This window comes from Paenibacillus sp. FSL W8-0186, from assembly GCF_037969765.1.
Taxonomy (GTDB): domain Bacteria; phylum Bacillota; class Bacilli; order Paenibacillales; family Paenibacillaceae; genus Fontibacillus; species Fontibacillus woosongensis.
The window spans coordinates 597,199-618,980 of record NZ_CP150207.1; the positions used below are offsets into that span (position 1 = coordinate 597,199).

Consider the following 21,782-nt stretch of genomic DNA (forward strand, 5'->3'; position numbering starts at 1 on the left):
CTCGCTTAAGCCGGTGGGACGTTGTGAACGGAAATGTCAGCTGAAGTCATTGCAATGCTGCATAAGAAAGGGATGGAACAATTGATCATTTGGATTAACGGAGCATTTGGATCTGGAAAGACAACTATAGCTTACGAATTGAATAGAAGAATTCCTAATTCGTTTGTATATGATCCCGAGAATGTAGGATATTTTATTAGAAAGAATATCCCTAAAGAAATTTTGAAAGACGATTTTCAAGATCATGTTATATGGAGAGAGATTAACCATTCAATTCTACAGACAATAAATACTGAATTCCCTGGCATAATAATAGTTCCTATGACAATTGTTAATCCTCAATATTTTAATGAAATAATAAATAATTTAAGATCGAATGGATTCGAGGTTAAGCATTTCACTTTACTTGCAAACCGTGAAATACTACTTAAACGACTGAGAAGCAGGGGGGATAACAAGAACTCTTGGCCTGCAATACAAATTGAAAGGTGCATTTCCAGCTTATCTCGGGACATGTTTAGGATACATATAAATACGGATAGCTTAACACTAGAAGAAATTATTGAGCGAATTGCAAGAGAGAGTAATATCGAGTTACAACCAGATAATAGAGGAATCATAAAAAAGAAAATAGATAGATTTATGACCCAAATAAAACAAATAAGAATCTAAAAGAGCATTTGAAAATATAGTCAAGGAAGGCAAGACTTCATATAACACATTAGAAGGATTTCGGGAAGCAGAAGCAGCCGGATCACACCTGGTATTTGCCAGGCGAAAATGTTATACGATAGGGTGAAGATAAAAAGAAGAGGGCCACAGGCCCTTATTTCATTTGAATATGTAATTCGTTAAAAAGATATAGTGCATCTTTAAAACCTTGTAGATATATTTTACTTTCCAAAACAGTTTGTAATGAAGTTAGGGCATCTTCATAAAGAAATAGGGTGTGTTGAAGGTTATCGGGAAGCGTGTCTCGAATTATTTTTAGATACTGCTCACATTCAGAAGAAAACTGTTTAAGATCCGAGTTGGAATATAGTGTCTTTATACGATTACGAATTAAAGGATCAGCTAAAACATCTAAGGATTCTATCAATGATCTTCCCTCCCTTCGTTAACTCTATAAGGTTATTATATACCTCTTTAAGGTTAGTTGTAAAGGTGAATTTTGACTCTGTAAGGTGAAATGATGACTTCTAATTGATAAAAATGATTTTGAGAGATAATATATTGATCATAGGAGGGGATCTGTTTGATAAAATGTAATATTAGAGTTCTAATGGCTGAGCACCGAATTGATGATATAACAGAGTTGATGGAAAAATCAGGACTGAGTCGAAATTCGATTAACAAACTATATAAAGAAATAAATATTGAAACGACAAAATTAGAAACACTATTAAAGCTGTGCGATACATTTGAGTGCAAACTATCAGATTTAATTGAATATACACCTGATCAGTAAAATCATTAAATGATGTGGTATACTCATAGAAGACCACGTCGTAACAATCATCTTACGCTACGGGACATTCGCCCCTTGTTAGTCAGATGCGAAAGCATAGTAAAATATCCAAACAATACACGCCCGGACCTAAGATAAGAGCCTCTAAGGACGGGGCGTGTCGTAGTTTCTAGGAACATTAAAGATCTTGATAAAACTCAAACTAAGAATGGATCGAACAACTACCATCTGCTCTCACCAACCGTGATGCCGGGGTGCCCGAGGAAGCCATCCCTTTGGAGAAGCTAATGTCATCCCCTACGACCTCGACTGGGCCGACCGAGCGCCTGAACAATAATGGATGACCGAGGTGCTAGGTTTAGGCAAGGGGAAGGATTGAGGGAGTTTTTAGGTGATGGAGGGAGAATTGAAGACATTAGAGAGGGCCTAACTACAATGTTGTAGCTAGGCTCTTTTTGTCGTTTCCTTGATTTTACAAATGAGCTATAATCATGGGTAATAATGGGTGGTGTGGGAGAGAGGTATAGCGAGGAAAGATGATAGGGATTAGGGACACGAATTTCGCAAAATGAAAGGGAATATGAAATTCATGAATGTACTTGATAATAGCGTGTTGGTGAAGGGCCGAAAAATTGCCTAATATCTATTTTTATGGAGGTTCATAGATGTTTATATCTAAAGAACAAAGAGAAAAAATTAAATTACTAAATAGTTTGTTAGGGATGAACCATCGAAGTAAACCATTTGATTTTAATAATACTGAAGATCTAATTGAAGCAGTAGAGTTAGTAACCGCTGAATTTGTAGATATGGTTCAATATTGGGGGAAAATTAGTGATTTGAACTCAAGCTTTGATGAAAGCATTGAACATTTTTATCCAGCGAATTGGTTTGGTATCTCTCAAAGTGGTACAACAAACGATGAAGATATTGATAATGCAATATTAGCTATAAATAAGGCAGAAGATGCTTTAAGAGTTTTACTTGATAGGGCTGAAATTAAGTGCAATGAAATCTGGAAGTATTTATTTACTTCCAAACAAAATGAAGTGATACGTCATTTTATTGAAGAGGAAACGTTAAATTTAATTGACATTCAACTGTTGTATAAGATATTGGACAATGAAATAGTCGAAATAGTGATTGAAATGGATTATGACGGAAACATCCAAAATTCAACACGTAACTTTGCTAAAGCACTAGTAGGTAGATTTAAATAATTTGATGTATTTATATGGATTAGACAATTTCACCTAATATTATATTCACTCATCAGAGCTTAACGGCTCACTGTCCGTGAGAAGCAGAGAAGCAGCTTCAGCGGACGTATCCGCATCGATCGTGGCCCTCCCGTTGGTCACTTAAGTCGGTGGGATGTTGTTAATATAAGGATTCTATGTAAATTGTCCAAAAGAATTAATGAGGTATATATAATGGATGAAAAAAATATTATTAATGAATTAATAGAGCAAGTACCTGATGATATTAAAGAGAAAAGTTTGGCTGGTGCTGTTTCTGTACTAGGAATTTTATTAAAAGAACCATTAATTGAGGTTGGGCATTTATTACAAGATAAGATTAAAGCAAAAAGATACTCTAATATGATTGATATTATTGCTAGAGCAAAAGATAAGTTGGGCAAGAAAGGCGTTTCACTAAATGAACCTAGTCTAAAAGTTATTTTACCATTACTTGAGAATAGTTCATTAGAAGATGATGAGGGTTTGAAGGATAAATGGTCATCACTGCTTAGGAATGTTCTTGATGAAAGTAAAGCTAATGATCCTCATTTATCATTTGTGAATATATTAAATGAACTTACTCCAAAAGAAGCACAAATTCTTGATTACTTGTATAAAAACTATGGAGAAAATAGCTTCGATGTGTTTGAATCAGGCTATCTTATTGAATCTGAGTTTGGTATTGATTTTGAGAACTTCAAAGTTTATCTGGATAATTTTATCAGACTTGCAATCGTAGAAAACATCCTTGATAGAGAACTTCGCGATTTCTTGAGAAATAATAAAATATATGTAGAAGAAACTAGAGAAGAGTACTTTAGAACGTTTGATGTAGTTAGTAAGGAATTTAATATTAATGGAACTAATCTCAACTTTACATACTTGGGTAAAGCGTTATTGGAAGCATGTGCTTTGTAGTGGAGAACTTCACATAGCACGGTATCTTGCTGTAGGGGTCCAGCTCTCCTCCTTACCATTATTGAAGAAAAAAACAGACTTTTTGAAGGGTATTTCGAAAAGGGCATTAATATCATCTAACACTGTATTCACGCATCGGGGCTATCGCCCCTCGTTATCAGATGTTTAATCATGAAGAAACTCAGATAACAAACGCCTCAGTCTAAGAAAAGAGCTATCTAAGACTGGGGCATTTCGTGAATACAAGAATGTTATATGAAATATCCAAAACATTCTGTAGAGGAGTTTGGGAATGATTAATCAATTCTCAAAAAGCCAAAAACTTCAAAGTATATTAAGCATAATAGAAGCAGAACCCACATTTTACTCTGACGAAGAAATAATTCAGTGTGTAGATAAATTCCTGCCAAGCTACAACTGTCAAGGAGCTGCTACAGGATATTTCTCTATTATTTCACATCTCTGTTACTACAGGCCCGATCTTGAAATCCCATTAATGAAGATTGCATTGAAACCATTATATTATCTTGGAATTGAAGATCCAGGCATTGCTATTAAATGGGTTCAAGCCTATGTAAGTGAGATGAACAACAATGATTATTATACATCTAAACAAGGAAGGACATGGATTACAAGTCACTTGAAAAATAAAATTGGAATCATTCCAAGGATTTTTAAAGAAATAGAACTTGAAGATAATGTTGAATAGAGTAGCTGAAATAGCGTAGTAAACGAGAAAAGATAAAACAGAGAGGGTATCAAAAAAAGTCGCAAGTGGAATAGAAGAGGGGAAGGCCGCATTTTGAGTGTTTAATTCGAAGAGTCCGGATACATCAAATAACATTATACTCAAGCACCTGGCATTCGGCTCTCCTCCGGCAGAAGGACGTTGGAAGGCATCGAGTAGCCGGACACCCCCGACTCCGTCGGACGTCGCGAACACCGGAAATGTTAGACGAAATTCCTGAAGGCAAAGCTCAAAGACATCTAATTTATTTAGTTAAGGGTGGTTTAATGAATTTTCATATTCGATCTCCACTCGTGGAGACAACACAACTATATAGATATATGACTTTTAACCAGTTTGTTTCTTTAGTTGAACAAAGGAAATTCTACCTGACTAGAATTCAAAATTGGGAGGACACTTGGGAATTACCGAGCTTTTCGATTCCTACCAAGATAGAAACTGGAGAAATCACATACGATAGCAAAATGGGTGAAAAATATTTGTATGGTTCTTGCTGGACTAGATTAGGTGAATCTGATGCGATGTGGAGAATATATGCCCCACAAAGAGATGGCATTATGATTAAAACCACAGTAAAAAAATTTGAAACCTTAGAACAGCTTTCAAATGGATATATATCTACTGTTTACTACTATAATGACCTTTTAGATGGATTAGGAAAGACATTGTCAGATCGCGATTTCAGGCGCCCATATAGTTTGGGATTGATAAAAAGAGAAGCATTTTCTCATGAAAATGAGGTGAGATTTCTATACTATGATAACCCTATTGCTAAACTTGCAGAAAAACTAGAAAATGATCCCACATTAGATTTGTCTCAACCAGATGAATATCCTGACTATGTATATTCCTCATTTAATCCAATCGATTTTATTGAGGGAATTACCATTGACCCAAGAGCTGAAGAGTGGCTTGTAAATACGATAATGATGTATTCTAAAAGAGCAGGTTTCAAAATTAACCCGCAAAAATCCAAGTTATATTCGAAAGATGTATATGGAGAGACAGGGTATCATTTTGTTAGAAGGACTTTATAAGATTGTATACATATACTTGTAAGCACCTCTATGTAATTTCTTCTAACACTGTATTCACGCTGCATTGCTATCGCCTTGTGGCTGTCGGATGTATAATCGTGGAAGAAGCCCAGACAACAAACGACCCAGCCTAAGATAAAAGCTATCTAAGGCTGGGTCGTTGCGTGAGCACCTGAACGTTAGCTGAAATTAACATAAGGGAAATAATATAGAATAAAATCCCTTAAAAAAATATTAAGTAAGGAGAGACAATATATGAATATAACAGGATCTTACAAGGAATATTATAATGACGCACTTAAGCAGGTTTTAGTAGATCTTGAAGATGAAAAGAATCATGAGAATGTACAGAAATTAATAGAAGAATTTTTAACAAAAGCTACACCAATTATCACTGAGTCCCTTAAGAAATCACAAGGGGAAATGTTAGAGGATCATAGGTTACTTCGAAGTGAATTTGAAGCTAGATTAAACCGAAGGTGGTCTAAGCCACTTGCACTATTAGAGTCACTAATTATTATCTCACTTGAAAGTGGTGAGGCTTTTTACCATGAATGTAATTCTATTGCAACGACCGAATCTAATTTAGTATTTGAAGTCCTTATTAAAATTCATGCAAGAGCCTGTCAAATATCATGTGAAATATTGGCTCTATTACGAAGTGGTTTTGCTGATGGAGCTTTGTCCAGATGGCGGACATTACATGAACTATCAGTTCTTTCATTCTTCATTTGCCAGCATGGGGATGAGATTGCTCTAATGTATTTAGAATATGAATATATTGAAAGATACTATGAAATGAAAGAATATGTAAAATATGCGTCTAGGCTTGGCCATGATGAGCTTAATCAAGAAGATATCGATAATTTAGTAGAAATAAGAGAAGAACTTATAAATAAATATGGTAGTGATTTTGAAAAATCCTACGGATGGACAATGAAAGTATTAGATAAAAAGAATAGAAACTTCAAGGGTGTAGAAGAAAGTATTAACTTAGATTACTTAAGGCCATATTATAAATTAGCATGTAATTACATACATCTTGGACCCAAAGCTAGTTCACATTCATTAAGTATAATCGAAGGTAGAAACGTATTGTTAACAGGTTCATCGAACTATGGCTTAGCAGATCCTGGACAGAATACTTGCCTTTCATTAACGCAGATTACGACATGTTTATTAACATTATATCCTTCGTATGAACGATTATTAACTTGTAGAGTTATGGATGCATATCTCGAAGAAGCAAGTGAGTTATTTGTTGAGGTACAAAAACAAATTGAAAAAGAGGAGGAATCGGATATTGAAGAAAATGTATATGAATAGATTAATATATATTCTATTGTAAGTATTTAAATTTTGTAATTCAAGAAGTTGTAGACATCAGCCAATATGGTATTCACGATACAGGGCTATTACCGTTAACAGATGTATATTCATGAGCTCTGTCGACAACATTCAGGCAGAAAACTCAGTGAGCCTAACCGCGTCGTGGCCGGCCCCAGAGCCTTAAGATTTTCGAGTTCGTAAAAATAAAGACTGAGAATTCAGAATCCTAAAACCGATGCTAAGAGCTGACGCTCTTAGTTCAGAGGAAAATTCTGAGATGCAACAAATCAATTTCATTAAGATTAATATATTTATGAAAAATCGACGTCATGTATTCATAATCGTTATTAGAAATACTTCATTAGAAATACTTCAAATGATTAAAAAACAATAGAAGGGGTGGGTGGTCCATTATGTCAGCCGATTTGATAAGATTGTTAAATTCAATAGGAAAAAGTGTATTTGTAGAGTACTACGAAGTGTTTTCAAATAAAAGTATGAGTAATGAAGAAAAGATATTGAAATTGCCGAAGGAGCGTAAGATTACAGGCTCTCGTACTATGATCACCTGTGCAAATAGAATATTTGAATATGGATTAGAAAAAGAAGCACTAAAAATTATAGTCAATTCACGTATTGAACAAGAATCGATTGATAAGGCAAGATACCTATTAAGAGAGTTATCTTAAAAAAGCATATTCGAGAGGCGGAGGAACTCCGTCTGTCGGTCTAGTTTGTTTCTTTGCGATAAATATGATAGTGGTGAGCTGACTGGAGCCACAGAGGATGAAGATTGGATTATTAATGCACAAGAGATTCTGATTAAATTTGAAACTACAAGTACGACAATAACTTGTACAGAGGCTTAGTCCGTCGGATCCGGTGGCTTGCGCTCCCTTAAGCCTCTCGGGTTCTAGATACAACAATTGAAATCCCCAAAGCATAAAGGAGAGATTCGAGTGTCGTTGGTACATGATAATGAAGTACTATCCTATGAAGTAGACTTGAGAAGAGAGAAGATCATACTTCATACATTGTATGATAGTAGAGGATTGATTGAGTATACAGATGTTAACTTTGATGGTGTCCTATGTCATATGTTTGAACATCAACTACAAGGCAGTATCATACTTGATATTAATGACTATGAACTGGAACTCTTCTTTAAAAACAAAGAAAACATAAAACTACTTGATAAAAACAAGGATTACGGGTGGCCATTGATTTATGATAACATTGATCAATTCAAAGAAAAGTTGAGACAAGCTGAGTACAAATACATAGTAATTATGTCTGCTTACGGATTAAATGGATGGGTACTGGCCAAGGATTATAAAATACAAGTGAAGCAAAAAGAAGAAGTAAAAGATTAATGGGGGGAATTTGGTGGAGCCTCAAGGGAGGCATAGACATTAAATAACATTGTTTTCACGCATCGGGTCTCTCACGAGTTCCTCGGTTTTAAAAGGGATTTTCGAGGAAGTGTGGTTAGGCAACAACCTTTTATTATCTAACCGTATAGCGGCAGGCCCTTTGAGCCTTAAAGTAGTACAAGAACGTTACAGGAAATTTACTCTAAAAGAAAAATATGAACAAAAAGTACCTTTTTTTTCATAGTCGGATAAGCATTGTAAGTGATGGCATAGTTATGAAGAATGAAGAGTGTAACAACATGTCATTACAAAAGAACGGAGGAGTTACGGTGAAAATGCAGCTTCAAGAAAGTTTACATGTCGAGCTGAAAAATGCAATTTGTTGTCATTATAACGAACTTATAACTAGGTGCGGCAATGACACAATATATGGGTATTCCATATTTACAGACGATTGTGTCAGTGGCATTGGACCTGTGGTAATAAAGCAAGACTGATTAAAGCTAATAAATCAGACCCTTTATACAATTACTATAGATACGGCGCTGTTGAGTGGAGCGAATGGGACGATTTCGGAATGTTTAATAAAGTGAACAAAATTATTAAGAAATATCATGAAACCGTCGAAGATGACTTTAACATGCGGGTAAAAACACTGTTAAAAGAATCGTTAAATGTGTAATCAAACTTGAATCTGAGGGATTGTTTGGAGACAGAAATGATAATCGATTTATTGTCATTTGGTAAGTGATTCATCGAACGAAATCATGATTGAATCAGTTCGAGAGCTTAATACATTAAAGGTATACGAAGAATATGCTTCAGAATTTGCTTAAGGATGAATATAAGTAATTTGAGGAAGAGCGTACTTCCTGTAATGCAATACAAAGCCTGGGGTTAGCTCTTGGTTTGCAAATAGAGTTTAGAGATGCGAGTCTATAAGCGTTACATGAAATATCGGTAATAATCAATCAATCTTAGGAAGAGACGGAAGTATAACTATGGAGGCATATACTGAAATATCTTTTTATTTACCATTTTTTGATTTAATAGATGATACAGATGAGGCATCTAGTATTGAAAAGTTATTTAGACAATTTAATATCAATCTTGATTTAACGGAATTATATAATAAATATAAATCATATGGCGAAGGGGCTGATAGTGTAGGTAAGGGGGATGTTCTTGTATTTTTTAAGAGAGACGATAAGGAAAGTTTTATATTAATAGATTTGTTTCATGATTTTACTGATCAGTACAATATGGTGAAATTAGGAGTACGCAGTTCTATTAAAAGTTTTGAGGAAATAAAGGACGCAATATATAGTATTTACTCAAGAGCAGAAATTAAAAGTAAAATAAACGAGAGTAGTAATTTATTGAAACAGGAAATATTTGATTATCCCAAAGAGATTCGTTATGGAGATCAAACGTACATAAAAAACATCCTTTACAACACTATCTAAAATATTCACCCCCATCAGTAATAAAAATACAGGAAAAAATAGAGCCTAAAGGCTCTTAAGTCTTTGACATATGTAATTCATTAAAAAGATATAGTGCATCTTTAAATCCTTGTAGATATATTTTACTATCTAGAATTGTTCGTATTGAAAATTGAGCGTCTTCATAAAGGAATAGGGTATGCTGGAGGTTGTCAGGGAGAGACGCTTGAAGGGTCTGTAAGTATTGCTTAGATTCATTTGATATTTCTTTGAAATAAGAATTATGTTTTGTAAGTTCACTGTATAATGATTCCAATCGCTTACGAATAAGCGGGTCAATTAATATCTCTAAAGAATCTCCCAATATAACACCTCCTAAATTCCATTTATACTTACGAATTAAAGTTTAACTTATTAAATATTATTTTAACATATTGAATTTATGTGTCAAGAGAACATAAATATATTTTTGATTAGGCGAAGATTGTTTAATATAATTGAAGAAAACTTCAACTAATCTGAGAGGGAACTGGCAATGATAAGTTATAAACCATTACAAAAATTGCTGATAGATCGGGATATAAAGAAACAGGAGTTATTAAAAATGACAGGGATCTCATCAGCAACGATGGCTAAATTGAATACAAACGAATATGTTTCTCTAGAAGTCATTGATAAAATTTGTGCAGCGTTGGAATGTCAGCCTGGTGATTTATTGGAGCATATTCCTGAACATAAATGAAGAATGGAATAGAGCGTGGAATGATTTTGCAATAAGAGTTGTTAAAAAATATTCATACAAACACGCCCCGGCCTAAGATAAGAGCATCTAAGGATGGGGCGTGTCGTAGATTCTAGGAAGGTTATTTTAAGATCTTGATAATCCCAAACTAAGAATGGATCGAACAACTACCAGCAGCTTATCAACCACGACGCCGTCGTGCCCGAGAGATCCATCCCGCTGGAGAAGCTGAACGTCATCCTTGCATTTGAGGAACTTGAAAAGTGCTTGATCATCGTCGATCTTTGTTGGATGTGCTTTTTCTATCCGCATATGGTCGAGATTATCGTATCCACCAACGAGTTTTATATATTTTCATAGCGTTAAACATAAGGTTATATTTAGATGTCACTTTGATTAAGGCATAGTATTCTGCGTTGTTAAATTCGTAGTACTCAGTGAACTCTTGCATTGTGTTACGCTTAATTGTAGTAAATTGAGTCGGATTTTGCTATGTTATAGACTACTAAACTTATAAAGGAGTCCATATGAGTAGAACACTTGATGAATTACAAAAAGAAATCATTTTTGAAACAAGAAAAGGGTTCCCAATTTTGCTGTCTGGCGTAATTGTCTTTTTGATTTTCACCTTTATGCCTTTAGTTTTTCCAATAGAAGCTGTGCGTTTAATTTGGATATTTGGCTTAGGTGCCATTTTTCCTTTTGGAATTCTAATTAGTAAAATTCTTGGTGTTAATTTACTTGCTACCGGTAACCCTGTAGGTACTCTAGGAGGAATAGTTGCAGCTCCGCAAGCTTTTTACATACCTGTATTTATAATTGTGTATATGAACATACCTGAATACCTTCCCTTCACCATCGGTTTACTTGCAGGCTCTCATTTTCTTCCTTACATGTGGATTTATAAAAGCAAAGCTTATTTATTTGTTACTTTAGGTACCTGTTTTTCTTCCCTAATCTTAGGTGGATTCCTTGTCGATCAAGCATTCACTCTTGTACCTTTAGCAATAGCTATTGTGTATGGTATTGGTACTTTTTTAATTATTAGAGAACTTAAAGCTAGTCCTGTTTAATCACCTTTTATTAGGTGGTTTTTTATTTAAAAGAAGAGATTTCTACATATATATAGTTTTGGCCTTATATGCCTTTGCTCTTGCGCCCTCGATCGGTCCGAATCCGTCTCAACCGTTTTTCCGCCTCTTCTGCCGATTTTGCGTCTATAGCCGCCTGGTCCTTACAAACCGTTGTTCTGATTCCGTTATAAATATGGAGGATTGCTACAAACGTGTATTCCTTCACTTCTCCTTCCTTATCCGGGTATCCAAAGAGATTCGTTATGGAGATCAAACGTACATACAAAACATCCTTTACAACACTATCTAGAATTTTACGTGTTCTGCCCGAAGTGGATATCAGAGAAATAGATCAGGCATTAGATGAAATTGATAAACTATTGTTCAGTTTACCACTTAATAATAAAGGATATAGAGTTTCTATTACATTCGGAAAGTATAGACCAGAGTATGAGAGAAGGATATCATCATTAACAATATTTTTGATCAGAGTAAAGAGCCTACGAAATGTCATGTTAATTATGAAAACTATTCATTATGTGACAAGTATAATAAGGAGTAATTTAGTATGCATATCTACGAAGGCGCTGACATCCTATAACACCGTATTCATGCTGCGGAATGAACAATCAGAAAATTGGACATTTATCTTCACAACCTGGTGCATTGTTAGTGGGGCCGCAATTGACGCGGCTGCTCAAATAATTACAGAGCAGCCGCGTCAATTGGTGATGTTCGGAAAGCTGCTAAATCCGCTTTCCGGCCAAAGATCCCCCAATTTTCTTCGGGGACTTCGTGAATGATGATATAGACGGGGATGAGATCAGAAGTGCCGAGTTGCCGTCCGAAAATTGTGCTAGCTCCTTCGACCAGCCTCATTTTGGCGTCGCTGTCTAAACCGCCCTCAATGACAAAGATCTGCACGCTGACAACATTCGTTGTCGCTTCTTCTTCTCCCATAAAAACGGTATCCTGATCGTAAAGATTAAAATAGGTCCAAACCGTACTTTTGACGAAGGGTGATTTTGGCAAGGATTCGCATTCAAGCGCAAAATCTGTAAGTTCTCCGACAATTGATTGCCGTGCCTTCAAATCGAACGCAGCTTCAGGTGCGTGAACAATAATCATTGGCATTGTAATATCCTTTCCTTAGACATATTATGAGGCCGCCGCGTCTCTACTCAGCGGCTTCCGCCAAATAGAAGGAAGGTGCTTTGCGGCCATTACTAGCGATCAGATGTTTTGGCCACCCGAGACCTCGATTCTCTGCGCATTAACCCAGCGATTGTCGGAACCGAGTAAGCTGGCGACTGCGGGACCAATGTCGTCGGGTACGCCGACACGACCAAGGGCAACCATCGCGGCAAATGTGTCATTGTAAGCAGGCGTGTCGCGTACAGCACCGCCTAGAAAATCGGTTTCGATTGCACCAGGTGCAATGGTATTAGCGGTGATACCGCGATGACCGAGTTCTTTGGCCATATAGATGGTTAGAATCTCGACCGCTCCCTTCGCCGCAGAGTAGGCGGAGAATCCGGGATAAGATACACGAGTGAGACCTGATGAGAAATTTACAATACGGCCACCATCTGCAAGAAGCGGCAGAAGGGTCTGAGTTAAGAAAAACACGCCTTTGACGTGCACATTGAACAGGCCGTCGAACTGAGCTTCTGTTGTTTCGGCGAAGTCTATCATTTCTCCGTGGCCGGCATTGTTTACCAGATGATTGAAAGTGGGGCTATCCCAAGTAGAATGCAAGGTCGAACGGACTGTCTCAGCAAAGGCCGCAAAGCTGGCGATGTTTCCAACATCGAGTTGTAGAGCGACTGCTTTACGCCCCAGAGCTTCGATTTCAGCAACAACAGACTTTGCTTCTTCTGCTTGGCTGCGATAGGTCAGGATGACATCACCGCCATGACGCGCAATACTGATGGCAGTATTGCGACCAAGTCCGCGGCTGCCGCCAGTGACGATTGAGATATTTGTCATTGTCAACTTCATCCTCTCAATAAACGTTATTAAATACACCGTTATCATAAAATATAAAGTTCACTTGAAGTCAAGAATTTTTTGGTAAAATAATAAGTATATAATTGAGCAGAGAAATTCTTAGAAATTCTTTGTTTTAATCATATTTACATCGTTATTTACAGCAAAAATACGGCGTATTAAGTTAGAAAAGCCAAGGAATTGCTTAAAGTATACTTTAACAGAAGGGGTTGAAGGTTTATTTTATGTTGACAATAAGTGAAGTAACTGAATTGACAGGAATAGCGGCTCCCACACTTCGATATTACGAAAAGGAGGGGCTGCTTCCACATGTGAAGAGAAATGAAAATGGGAAGCGGTTATATGACGAAGAAGATTTAAGCTGGATACACTTTGTTACTGCACTTCGGGCAACAGGAATGCCGATTGCCCAAATTCAGAAGTATGTATACTTGTATAAAGAAGGGGATTCGACGATTTCGGAACGAAAAGGGATGATGCTTCATCATAAAAAAGAAATTGAGAAGAGTATAAGGGAACTATATTTTAATTTGGACAAAATAAACTATAAACTTGCTCTATATGATGTATTAGAATCACAGATTGCACGGACTAACATAAAAATTTGACTTAAGCCTGTTTCCGAAATGCATACGGTATCAGCGTAAACGTCAATAGCCCCAGGCCTTAAACGGATGCAGTCCATTTTCCTTCGCCGTCTCGATGATACTGTAGATTGCTGCATCTGGCCTTCGCATCTCTTGGCGTGTTAGCAAACAGCCAGTTTTTCTCCCAATGACAAACGGCTTGATCGACCTCTCGCTGCGATTGTTATCGATCTCAAGTACCGGGCTAGTTGTTGTCTTTTTAAATATGATCCCAATACAAACGAAATATCCAAAGTTCAAAGGAACCTTTATGATCAATAAATAATATTGGACCGCGTCGCGGCTGCCCCTGTTGAGGCTTAAGGCTTTTGATTCAGAGGACGTTAACGGAAACACCTGCAAAATAATCGAAATGAGAGGATATATCGAAGATGGTTCAAATAAAAGATATAAAGCAAGAACAAGCTGAAGATTTTTGGAGATTAAGACTTGAAGCGTTAAGGAAGACGGACAAATTGTAGGGATGGTAGGCTTTAAACGTGGGGAAGGGGATGAAATTTAAACATAAAGGAATGATCTGGGGAGTATATGTAGTTCCGGATTATCGGGGAAAAGGAATAGCTAAAGAACTATTATTACAAGAGGTTCTGAGAAGAGGGAAAGACATAGAAGGATGCTGTAGATAACTCATAACAACAAATTGAGAACGCTTGTACGTAGATGTAAATAAAGGTAAAATATAACTACAATTGAATCTTGGGTGGGCGTGGTTTCCCTTCGAGCAGATGCTTTCGAAGTAAGTTTCCTTCGGAAGCTTTGGAGGAGGTGAAGCCATGGAAGTAAAGGATGCATTAACGATCATGTTCCTGTTTGGAACGTTCATTCTTGCTCTTTTAACATACATCAATAATAACAACAAGAGAAAGTAAAAACCCACCCAAAGGTTGAGGCCGAAGGTGGGTTTTGTTCCTATACGACTTAGAAGGGAATAAACCATCTAAGCCAATTGTACTGACCAAGTGTTCGCAGCACTTGGTCTTTATTACATATATAATAACACAAAGAAAAAAATGTATCAAAACGTGAAATCAAAATGAAGTGCTGCAGGCTGCGCCCTTGGTTCCCAAGAATAGGTAAGTAGAATCAGCTCACAACCCTTGATGCTAAGCCGCCTAACCCGGCGCGAAGCGGCTTTAGCCTCTCGGGTTTGTAGATACAAGATGGTCTATCAAATGGCATTGCCTTAAGGGAGTTGTTGTTATGTATCTTCATAGAAGTCTTGAAATAAGAGATTTGGAATTAATTTGTTTATTTCCTCAGTCAGAAGAAGAATTATTTTATATTAGTCCAAGATTTGTTTTTCCACTAACACCAGACCAAATTATGAATTTGGCTAAGGATCGATTTGAACCGACTGTCATCATAGATAAAGAAAAGGATAAGGTAGTTGCATATGCTAACATTTATGCGGATGAGTCTGAAGAAGATAGTTTCTGGCTGGGAAATGTAATAGTTTCACCAGAATATAGAGGTAAAGGAGCATCTGAATATTTAATAAATGTCATGCTCGAAAAAGCCAAAAATAAATTGAAAATGGAGACATTAAGATTAGCCTGTCATAATACGAATTCAAGAGGACTAGCTTTTTATTCAAAATATGGTTTCAAACCATTCGATATAAAGATTATTAACTTAGGATCAGAGAGATTTATAACAATCCATATGATTAAAAAGTTGATTTGAAGTATTCCAAGAAGAGACGGCATCGCATAACATCATATCCACGCACCGAGCCTTACGAAGAAGTAGAGCAAATTTGTAGGAGGTAGAACGAATGAAATGGCAAGAGGTAAGAGAACTGTTTCCTGATTAATTTGTTCTGGTTTCCATACTTAATTATACGAGGAAGGCAACAAAAAAATAGTAGATGAAGTTGCACCGATTCGAACAGTAACAGATGAAGATGCTAATAAAGAGTTTTTTCAAGTAAAGCCAGGGAATGTAGTGTACCATACTTCAAATCAAGACTTTGTAATTCATCTCCGACGTAATCCACTAATAAGAGTGTGACGTAATAGCAATGAAAATTAACTATGACGGACATTAAGAATAGAAGATGGTCTCCATGATTATATAAACGAATTGAGAACTCTTGTATGAGGATGTAAATAAGGTAAAATATAGGTAAGAGTCAAACCTCGCAAACCTAGAAAAGCAACGGGATTCATAAGACATGGCTCGGAGGGATTTTATCTATAGGAATAGCAAGCACGAAGTCATTAAATTAAAGGAGTCTGTTATGAAAAACATCTTTAATCAAGCGGACACAATGGAGATTTTGAACCGAATAGACAAATTGAGTCCAAGTTCACGCCCTCAATGGGGTAAGATGGACGTTGCCCAAATGCTAGCTCATTGCTCAGCGTTTCATGACATTGCAATGGGAGAAACCTTTCCTCCAAGAGGTTGGTTAGGCATATTAATTGGAAAGTTTGTGAAACCATTTTTTTTTAATGACAAGCCACCTGCCCGCAACATGTCCACTATTCCTACAATTATAATTGTAGAAGAAAAAGAATTTGAAACAGAGAAAGTAAAACTAAAACAAAAAATTATTACATCCCAGAACAATGGCCCGGAAAAATGTACGTCTCACCCACATCCCTTTTTTGGAAAACTGACTCCTGAGCAATGGGGAATAGGATTATATAAGCATCTAAACCATCATTTAAATCAGTTTGGTGTTTAGTCATTAACTGAAGTATTAAGGGTTACCAAGATAAAGAAAGCTGCTTAAGATTGCAGATGATTTCAATCTTGATCATAAACTTGATTCCATAAAGGAATTTGCTAGCTAACCAATGTTTCCTGAACATCGACAGTAAAGTCTCAATTCGCTTGTTCTAAATTCACATTCAAAGTTTTAGAAATACCAAAGTATTTATATTTGATACGAATGCTTTCAATGTCTTCCTTGTTTATGATCATAACCCCGTAATGCAGTGGTAGTTGTTTTGTATTATTATTTAATAATTCTCTTAGTTCATTTTCAGATAATTTGGGACGAATAAATCCCTCGTCAAGGCCGATGATTCGTGCTTGCGGACTATGTTCAATTCCAGCAGAAACGATTTGTCCAGTATAACTCATGACCAAATTAAGTTGTTCTGGTTGTTTTCCGTTGTTTACAGTTACTTTTTCTATCTCCATTTTAATAAATCCATCATTTATAAGTGAAAGATATATTCGTTTTTGTTCATTATCATAATTGGACCAACCATCTGCCTTTAACGGATCAGATATCCATACATACATATAAAAGAAGAGCGTAGTAATGCATAATAAAATGATAAAAGAAAAGGACCATATTTTAGCCTTCTTTTGTTTCCACATTGAACAACACCTCGTATTAAATTCTTAAAGCTAGCAGGTTTTAATGCATAAGTATGTAGGCAGAGTCCATTCGGACCCTGCCTAATTTAATTTATATCTGCCTTATCGATGATCAGGAAGCTTCTGTATGATATCAGAATAGATGTTCATTATTGTATCAATATCCACTCGTTTCTTATTATCGTCGGTGTAACCTGCTCTAGCTGTGCCATCAGTGTAATCATAAAAGATGACGTTGCCATGGTTATAAGGCTCCATGATCGGATCAGTATCTAAACTCATTTCGGGTGAAACATTCCCTGCTGCTTGAGAAGGCTCTCTTCGTTCCCGAAACAACTGTCCAATGGCAATGGCTTTGCCATCTATAATTTGCACAAAAGTAAAAATTCCATCATTAAAATAGTAGGTATCTGCTCTTCCTACGGGGAAGGAATATTGGTGTAAACGGTAACCATCTAGTGTACCAAGTGTTTTAAAATCTGCGTGGATCGGCAATGCGATAGCGGCTTTACGCGCTGCTTGAAGGTCTTCTTGATACAATAATTTTGGATCAAATGAATAGTCTTTGGAGTTAACAAAAACGAATTTGCGGATGGATTCAAATTGTACCGTGTATCCTAAGGATTCGGTGATAAAGCGTAATGGAACAAGAACACGGCCATTTTTATTTTGGGCAGGCATATTCATTTGGATCGGTTTTTCATTTTTATAGGCAGTTTTGCTGTTCACACTTATCTTCAAGTAATCCCCATCTTTATTCTGTACTGTTGTAATTTTAGTTGAGGGGTTGAAGCTGTAGGAAAGGCCAAGGGATGCAAGTGCTCGGATGGGAACGAATAGGTGACTCTTATCCATAAGAGGATGTACGTCCATTTTGATAAACTCTCCATTCACGACGACTTCAATGGGTCTAGCCTCCTTTTCTGCCATTTCTATAGGAGCTGCGAAGGCGAATGATTGATTCAGCAGCCCCAAGCCTAGAGCTAATATGAATCCTGATAACATTTTTTTCATTAAAAGGTCCCCTCCCTGTAAGTCTCTTTTTGAGTATAAATTATTGTATATATTTGTAGAAGTGAAGTGTTCTAGGTGTTTAAAATAAATAGCGAGAGGGACTTGTCTAATAGTGATAGTCCTTTTCCCCTAATTTGTAACTGTAAAATTTATGCAATTCGTTGGATATCTTATCCCTTCAACTTAATAAATAATCAGGGTAGAGCTTACTATCCAGACATCCTCATCACCTAAACATTGGAGGGAGTGTCCAAGCTTGTTACGTTCCATTATTCGTAAAACCAGTTTTGCTCTTCTCAGCCTGACCCTAGTATCGGGAATCGCGTCTAGTCACGGGTATGCATCTTCTGAAGCCGGGAAACCTGTAATTGAATGGTCCCGCCAGTACGGCGTGGATGAAAAGGTAACCGGGCAAAATATTACCTCTACCTCGGATGGAGGCTATGTTGTTACAGGCACTGTCATTGAAAAGGAGTCAGGAATTAGAAAGGCAAACATTTTGAAGCTCGATTCTTCCGGGACACTACAATGGGAACAAAAAATTCAGCATAATAACACTAGCAGAACTGAAGTTGATGTGACCATTGAAACGAAAGACGGCGGATATCTTTCCTGTGGAAGCATTCTAAAAGAAAACGGAAAATATGACATCTTACTCATCAAACTAAATGCTCAGGGCACTGTGGAATGGATGGAGGAATACAACTATGGCTTTACTATGTATTCGTTGTCCGTGGCAGAAACCAAGGATAATGGCTTTGTGATTACGGGTAGAAGCTTTGGAGGGTCAGATATTTACTACGCTTATGTATTAAAAATAAATGCTCAGGGACAGGAACTTTGGCTGAAAAAGCTAAAATTTAGCTATGATCAGGACTTTGAGGATATCATTGCAACTCCGGATGGCGGCTCGATCGCGGTAGGCAGCCAGGTTGACCGATTTTTCAACGATCCGAATAGAGGAGCTGTGATCAGCAAATTAAATGCGGACGGGGAGGAAGTTTGGACCCGAAAACTGTCCGCAGCCCCCAAATTAAGGACAGCATATTCAATCGCTCCCTCCGATGATGGGTACGTGATCTTCGGTGTAGATTCGGATTGGGAAGATGCCTATTTTTTAACTAAAATAGACACGAATGGCAAAGTACTATGGGAAAAGAAATTCAAACTACCAATCGACCGGAGATATTTCAAGAAAGTCGTACGTACTAACGAAGGATATACCCTCTTAGCGGAAATTGATAAAAATTCCCATAATGATAAGGAAAGAAGATATGAATTATCGAAATTTGATAACCATGGAGAGCTCTTGAACCAGAACGAATTTACAGTCAAAGATTTTAGCGAGATGACGGGTTTCACCGCATCGTCGGATGGTGGTTACGCGTTGCTCGGTCAAGTATCAGACATAAAAAGTTACTGCATGCAGGTGACTAAGCTGGCAGGACCTAACAGCCAACCTGGAGAACGTACGTTGGAGAGAATCAGCTTTACGGATAACGGGAAAAAGATGGCTGTCGGGGAACATACACCTACTGCAGTAATTGCGCATTATTCGGATGGCTCCAAAGAAACACTCAATGACTCCTTATCCTTTTCCTCTGATGATGAGGAGATCGCCAACGTTGATTTCAAAGGAATTATTAAAGGAATCAAGGCCGGCAGAACCACCATTCATGCGTTCTACCAAAATCATCAGGCGCAGTTAGAAGTCGAGGTATTTGAAGTTCCGAATCTTGGAGATTCTGAGCATTGGTCCTACCAATATGGAATAGATCATTCCTACATTTATGTACGAAGCATAGTCCCTGCGTCTGACGGAGGATATATTATAACTGGTGACATGCGGTATGAAATGTACGGGATTAGTGACGCGTATGTTCTAAAGCTGAATGCTTCAGGCATAATCGAATGGCAGCAAGTGATTAGACATGGCTTGTCTGGTCATGCTGAGGCTCATAAGGCTATTGAGACGAAGGATGGCGGAATTCTCATCAGCGGAACCACTAGTAACCATGACTACAGTCGCAATACACGTGATGTCGTCTTCATGGCCAAGCTCAATGCTCAAGGTATTCTAGAATGGGAGAAGGAGTTTCCCGGGGTCGATCGTGCGGGGAACGCTGTAGACGAAACGGATGATGGTGGATTCGTTGTGACAGGTGCTAATCCTGAAGATGGCCCGGCCTATGTACTGAAGACAGATTCCCAGGGACAAGTCATGTGGAATAGAACGTACAGCTTTGGCTACTATCAGAACTATAATGATATTTTTGCTACACCGGATGGCGGTTCCATTGCTGTCGGTGTCGTCGATACCTACGAAGGCAATAATGTCGAGGCTATAGTGACAAAATTGAGTCCTAACGGAGATGTAGTGTGGAACAAGAAATTACTCCCGATTGGACGCAGCGCATATTCGATCATTTCAACGGATGAAGGCGATTATCTGATTGCCAGCAATACGAAAGATGGTGTTAACTACCTGACGAGAATTAATGATCGTGGTGAAGTGATATGGGAAAGAACTTACGAGGCTCAAAAGGATCAAGAATTCAATAAAATCGTTCAGGATAGTCAAGGATATGCATTGTTAGGCGGATACGCTAATAATGAATCCCAGTTCGTAGCGCTAAAGCTTGGCAGAGACGGTCAAATTATAGGCATACACAATTTCAATGAACCGAATTTGACAGGACTATATCATGGAACCTTATCACCGGATGGCAAATTTGTACTTACTGGTACCGTTGAAGTAAACGGGAAGTCCTTCCTGCAAGTCACCAAAACCGCTGGATCAGAAAAACCTTCGGTAGATCCGGTCTTAGACGGAATCTCGTTCAAAGATTCGAGCGTTAAGATAGCTGCCGGTGAGAAAAAAGCAGTTCTTGTTCAGGCACATTACCTCGATGGAACGGAACAAGTACTCACGGACACGGATTCCATATCTTTTACCTCGGAAGATGAGAATACGGCTACTGTGGACTCTAAGGGTTTGATTACCGGCGTTAATCCGGGCAGCACCGTCATCCATGCCGTCTATCAAAATCAATCAGCACAGCTTCAAGTTGAAGTCACGATGCCTGGCAGCGAGAATCCTGAACCCGTTGAAGGCATTTTCTATCTGGATTCCGAGGAATACTCCTTAACAGAGGGAACTTCGATTGACACCGTTGCTTTCGTCAAGGATAAAGACGGGAACATTCATAATGTCACCAAGATGTCCACCTTCAAGAGCGACAACCCGGCGATCGTCGATTATGATCAAGATGGGAACATTAACGGCGTTCGTGCAGGTATAACCTATATCACCGCTGAGTATCAGGGCAAGACCTATAGAGCGTTCGTGCAGGTTGTTCGCGCCTCTGTTCCCAAATAACACCCTAGAGGCTCATTCACCACGC

The 21,782-nt window shown here is 37.6% G+C and carries 23 protein-coding genes and 3 pseudogenes; 19 read left to right on the forward strand and 7 right to left on the reverse strand.

Going from position 1 to position 21,782, the window contains the following annotated elements; all coding sequences use genetic code 11:
• The first annotated feature begins 33 nt into the window (after positions 1 to 33).
• Positions 34 to 672, forward strand: coding sequence for an AAA family ATPase (locus MKX50_RS02415; RefSeq protein WP_339158311.1), 639 nt, complete (start codon positions 34 to 36; stop codon positions 670 to 672).
• Positions 673 to 826: 154 nt separating this feature from the next.
• On the opposite strand, the gene MKX50_RS02420 is transcribed toward MKX50_RS02415, so the two are convergent.
• Positions 827 to 1,099, reverse strand: a complete 273-nt coding sequence (locus MKX50_RS02420; protein WP_339158312.1) for a hypothetical protein — start codon at positions 1,097 to 1,099, stop codon at positions 827 to 829.
• Positions 1,100 to 1,249: 150 nt separating this feature from the next.
• On the opposite strand from MKX50_RS02420, the gene MKX50_RS02425 reads away from it, so the two are divergent.
• From MKX50_RS02425 to MKX50_RS02470, 10 genes and pseudogenes are all read left to right on the forward strand, one after another.
• Entirely contained in the window at positions 1,250 to 1,468 is a 219-nt protein-coding gene (locus MKX50_RS02425; RefSeq protein WP_339159991.1) for a helix-turn-helix transcriptional regulator, read from the forward strand.
• 665 nt (positions 1,469 to 2,133) lie between these two features.
• Positions 2,134 to 2,688: a hypothetical protein gene (locus MKX50_RS02430; RefSeq protein WP_339158313.1), complete on the forward strand. Its 555-nt coding sequence runs from the start codon at positions 2,134 to 2,136 to the stop codon at positions 2,686 to 2,688.
• 213 nt (positions 2,689 to 2,901) lie between these two features.
• Positions 2,902 to 3,627, forward strand: a complete 726-nt coding sequence (locus MKX50_RS02435; RefSeq protein ID WP_339158314.1) for an Abi-alpha family protein — start codon at positions 2,902 to 2,904, stop codon at positions 3,625 to 3,627.
• Between the two features lie 292 nt (positions 3,628 to 3,919).
• A complete protein-coding gene (locus MKX50_RS02440) occupies positions 3,920 to 4,336 on the forward strand; it encodes a hypothetical protein (protein ID WP_339158315.1) in 417 nt (138 codons plus the stop codon).
• A gap of 239 nt (positions 4,337 to 4,575) precedes the next feature.
• The gene (locus tag MKX50_RS02445; protein ID WP_339158316.1) at positions 4,576 to 5,412 is read left to right on the forward strand and encodes a DUF2971 domain-containing protein; all 837 of its coding nucleotides are present in this window, start codon (positions 4,576 to 4,578) and stop codon (positions 5,410 to 5,412) included.
• A gap of 255 nt (positions 5,413 to 5,667) precedes the next feature.
• Entirely contained in the window at positions 5,668 to 6,738 is a 1,071-nt protein-coding gene (locus tag MKX50_RS02450; protein ID WP_339158317.1) for a DUF5677 domain-containing protein, read from the forward strand.
• A 416-nt stretch (positions 6,739 to 7,154) separates the two neighbouring features.
• Positions 7,155 to 7,430, forward strand: coding sequence for a hypothetical protein (locus MKX50_RS02455; protein WP_339158318.1), 276 nt, complete (start codon positions 7,155 to 7,157; stop codon positions 7,428 to 7,430).
• Between the two features lie 270 nt (positions 7,431 to 7,700).
• Complete coding sequence (locus MKX50_RS02460; protein ID WP_339158319.1) at positions 7,701 to 8,114, forward strand: hypothetical protein; 414 nt, start codon at positions 7,701 to 7,703, stop codon at positions 8,112 to 8,114.
• Between the two features lie 329 nt (positions 8,115 to 8,443).
• Positions 8,444 to 8,950 (forward strand): annotated as a pseudogene (locus MKX50_RS02465) (DUF4303 domain-containing protein).
• A gap of 165 nt (positions 8,951 to 9,115) precedes the next feature.
• On the forward strand, positions 9,116 to 9,580 hold the full coding sequence (locus tag MKX50_RS02470) for a hypothetical protein (RefSeq protein ID WP_339158320.1): 465 nt from the start codon (positions 9,116 to 9,118) through the stop codon (positions 9,578 to 9,580).
• Between the two features lie 55 nt (positions 9,581 to 9,635).
• On the opposite strand, the gene MKX50_RS02475 is transcribed toward MKX50_RS02470, so the two are convergent.
• Positions 9,636 to 9,923: a hypothetical protein gene (locus MKX50_RS02475; protein WP_339158321.1), complete on the reverse strand. Its 288-nt coding sequence runs from the start codon at positions 9,921 to 9,923 to the stop codon at positions 9,636 to 9,638.
• Between the two features lie 171 nt (positions 9,924 to 10,094).
• Here MKX50_RS02475 and MKX50_RS02480 point away from each other — a divergent pair, with 171 nt between their 5' ends.
• On the forward strand, positions 10,095 to 10,301 hold the full coding sequence (locus MKX50_RS02480) for a helix-turn-helix transcriptional regulator (protein WP_339158322.1): 207 nt from the start codon (positions 10,095 to 10,097) through the stop codon (positions 10,299 to 10,301).
• A gap of 527 nt (positions 10,302 to 10,828) precedes the next feature.
• A complete protein-coding gene (locus MKX50_RS02485; protein WP_339158323.1) occupies positions 10,829 to 11,374 on the forward strand; it encodes a hypothetical protein in 546 nt (181 codons plus the stop codon).
• A gap of 705 nt (positions 11,375 to 12,079) precedes the next feature.
• On the opposite strand, the gene MKX50_RS02490 is transcribed toward MKX50_RS02485, so the two are convergent.
• Both MKX50_RS02490 and MKX50_RS02495 read right to left on the reverse strand, forming a co-directional pair.
• On the reverse strand, positions 12,080 to 12,508 hold the full coding sequence (locus MKX50_RS02490; RefSeq protein ID WP_339158324.1) for a tautomerase family protein: 429 nt from the start codon (positions 12,506 to 12,508) through the stop codon (positions 12,080 to 12,082).
• A 99-nt stretch (positions 12,509 to 12,607) separates the two neighbouring features.
• Positions 12,608 to 13,363 carry an SDR family oxidoreductase gene (locus tag MKX50_RS02495; RefSeq protein WP_339158325.1) on the reverse strand — a complete coding sequence of 252 codons (756 nt, stop codon included), beginning with the start codon at positions 13,361 to 13,363 and terminating at the stop codon, positions 12,608 to 12,610.
• A gap of 230 nt (positions 13,364 to 13,593) precedes the next feature.
• Between MKX50_RS02495 and MKX50_RS02500 the strand changes: the two genes are divergently transcribed.
• Complete coding sequence (locus MKX50_RS02500) at positions 13,594 to 13,992, forward strand: MerR family transcriptional regulator (protein WP_339158326.1); 399 nt, start codon at positions 13,594 to 13,596, stop codon at positions 13,990 to 13,992.
• 60 nt (positions 13,993 to 14,052) lie between these two features.
• Here the strand turns inward: MKX50_RS02500 and MKX50_RS02505 are convergent.
• A pseudogene (locus MKX50_RS02505) lies at positions 14,053 to 14,208 on the reverse strand (transposase); the annotation flags it as partial.
• Between the two features lie 596 nt (positions 14,209 to 14,804).
• On the opposite strand from MKX50_RS02505, the gene MKX50_RS02510 reads away from it, so the two are divergent.
• From MKX50_RS02510 to MKX50_RS02525, 4 genes and pseudogenes are all read left to right on the forward strand, one after another.
• The gene (locus tag MKX50_RS02510; RefSeq protein ID WP_019639195.1) at positions 14,805 to 14,900 is read left to right on the forward strand and encodes a putative holin-like toxin; all 96 of its coding nucleotides are present in this window, start codon (positions 14,805 to 14,807) and stop codon (positions 14,898 to 14,900) included.
• A 331-nt stretch (positions 14,901 to 15,231) separates the two neighbouring features.
• Positions 15,232 to 15,714 (forward strand): GNAT family N-acetyltransferase, encoded by a 483-nt coding sequence (locus MKX50_RS02515; RefSeq protein ID WP_339158327.1) that lies wholly within the window; start codon positions 15,232 to 15,234, stop codon positions 15,712 to 15,714.
• A 136-nt stretch (positions 15,715 to 15,850) separates the two neighbouring features.
• Positions 15,851 to 16,041: pseudogene (locus MKX50_RS02520) on the forward strand (hypothetical protein).
• 229 nt (positions 16,042 to 16,270) lie between these two features.
• A complete protein-coding gene (locus MKX50_RS02525) occupies positions 16,271 to 16,720 on the forward strand; it encodes a DUF1569 domain-containing protein (RefSeq protein WP_339158328.1) in 450 nt (149 codons plus the stop codon).
• A gap of 140 nt (positions 16,721 to 16,860) precedes the next feature.
• On the opposite strand, the gene MKX50_RS02530 is transcribed toward MKX50_RS02525, so the two are convergent.
• On the reverse strand, positions 16,861 to 17,364 hold the full coding sequence (locus tag MKX50_RS02530; protein WP_339158329.1) for a hypothetical protein: 504 nt from the start codon (positions 17,362 to 17,364) through the stop codon (positions 16,861 to 16,863).
• Between the two features lie 102 nt (positions 17,365 to 17,466).
• The gene (locus tag MKX50_RS02535) at positions 17,467 to 18,378 is read right to left on the reverse strand and encodes a copper amine oxidase N-terminal domain-containing protein (protein ID WP_339158330.1); all 912 of its coding nucleotides are present in this window, start codon (positions 18,376 to 18,378) and stop codon (positions 17,467 to 17,469) included.
• Positions 18,379 to 18,634: 256 nt separating this feature from the next.
• On the opposite strand from MKX50_RS02535, the gene MKX50_RS02540 reads away from it, so the two are divergent.
• Entirely contained in the window at positions 18,635 to 21,757 is a 3,123-nt protein-coding gene (locus MKX50_RS02540) for an Ig-like domain-containing protein (RefSeq protein WP_339158331.1), read from the forward strand.
• Positions 21,758 to 21,782 lie beyond the last annotated feature (25 nt).

What these genes read in the sequence shown, in the direction of transcription:
- MKX50_RS02415 (WP_339158311.1), top strand. Translation starts at nt 34, where the DNA reads ATGTCAGCTGAAGTCATTGCAATGCTGCATAAGAAAGGGATGGAACAA.
- MKX50_RS02430 (WP_339158313.1), top strand. Translation starts at nt 2,134, where the DNA reads ATGTTTATATCTAAAGAACAAAGAGAAAAAATTAAATTACTAAATAGT.
- MKX50_RS02435 (WP_339158314.1), top strand. Translation starts at nt 2,902, where the DNA reads ATGGATGAAAAAAATATTATTAATGAATTAATAGAGCAAGTACCTGAT.
- MKX50_RS02440 (WP_339158315.1), top strand. Translation starts at nt 3,920, where the DNA reads ATGATTAATCAATTCTCAAAAAGCCAAAAACTTCAAAGTATATTAAGC.
- MKX50_RS02445 (WP_339158316.1), top strand. Translation starts at nt 4,576, where the DNA reads ATGTTAGACGAAATTCCTGAAGGCAAAGCTCAAAGACATCTAATTTAT.
- MKX50_RS02450 (WP_339158317.1), top strand. Translation starts at nt 5,668, where the DNA reads ATGAATATAACAGGATCTTACAAGGAATATTATAATGACGCACTTAAG.
- MKX50_RS02455 (WP_339158318.1), top strand. Translation starts at nt 7,155, where the DNA reads ATGTCAGCCGATTTGATAAGATTGTTAAATTCAATAGGAAAAAGTGTA.
- MKX50_RS02470 (WP_339158320.1), top strand. Translation starts at nt 9,116, where the DNA reads ATGGAGGCATATACTGAAATATCTTTTTATTTACCATTTTTTGATTTA.
- MKX50_RS02480 (WP_339158322.1), top strand. Translation starts at nt 10,095, where the DNA reads ATGATAAGTTATAAACCATTACAAAAATTGCTGATAGATCGGGATATA.
- MKX50_RS02485 (WP_339158323.1), top strand. Translation starts at nt 10,829, where the DNA reads ATGAGTAGAACACTTGATGAATTACAAAAAGAAATCATTTTTGAAACA.
- MKX50_RS02490 (WP_339158324.1), bottom strand. Translation starts at nt 12,508, where the DNA reads ATGCCAATGATTATTGTTCACGCACCTGAAGCTGCGTTCGATTTGAAG.
- MKX50_RS02495 (WP_339158325.1), bottom strand. Translation starts at nt 13,363, where the DNA reads ATGACAAATATCTCAATCGTCACTGGCGGCAGCCGCGGACTTGGTCGC.
- MKX50_RS02510 (WP_019639195.1), top strand. Translation starts at nt 14,805, where the DNA reads ATGGAAGTAAAGGATGCATTAACGATCATGTTCCTGTTTGGAACGTTC.
- MKX50_RS02515 (WP_339158327.1), top strand. Translation starts at nt 15,232, where the DNA reads ATGTATCTTCATAGAAGTCTTGAAATAAGAGATTTGGAATTAATTTGT.
- MKX50_RS02525 (WP_339158328.1), top strand. Translation starts at nt 16,271, where the DNA reads ATGAAAAACATCTTTAATCAAGCGGACACAATGGAGATTTTGAACCGA.
- MKX50_RS02530 (WP_339158329.1), bottom strand. Translation starts at nt 17,364, where the DNA reads ATGTGGAAACAAAAGAAGGCTAAAATATGGTCCTTTTCTTTTATCATT.
- MKX50_RS02535 (WP_339158330.1), bottom strand. Translation starts at nt 18,378, where the DNA reads ATGAAAAAAATGTTATCAGGATTCATATTAGCTCTAGGCTTGGGGCTG.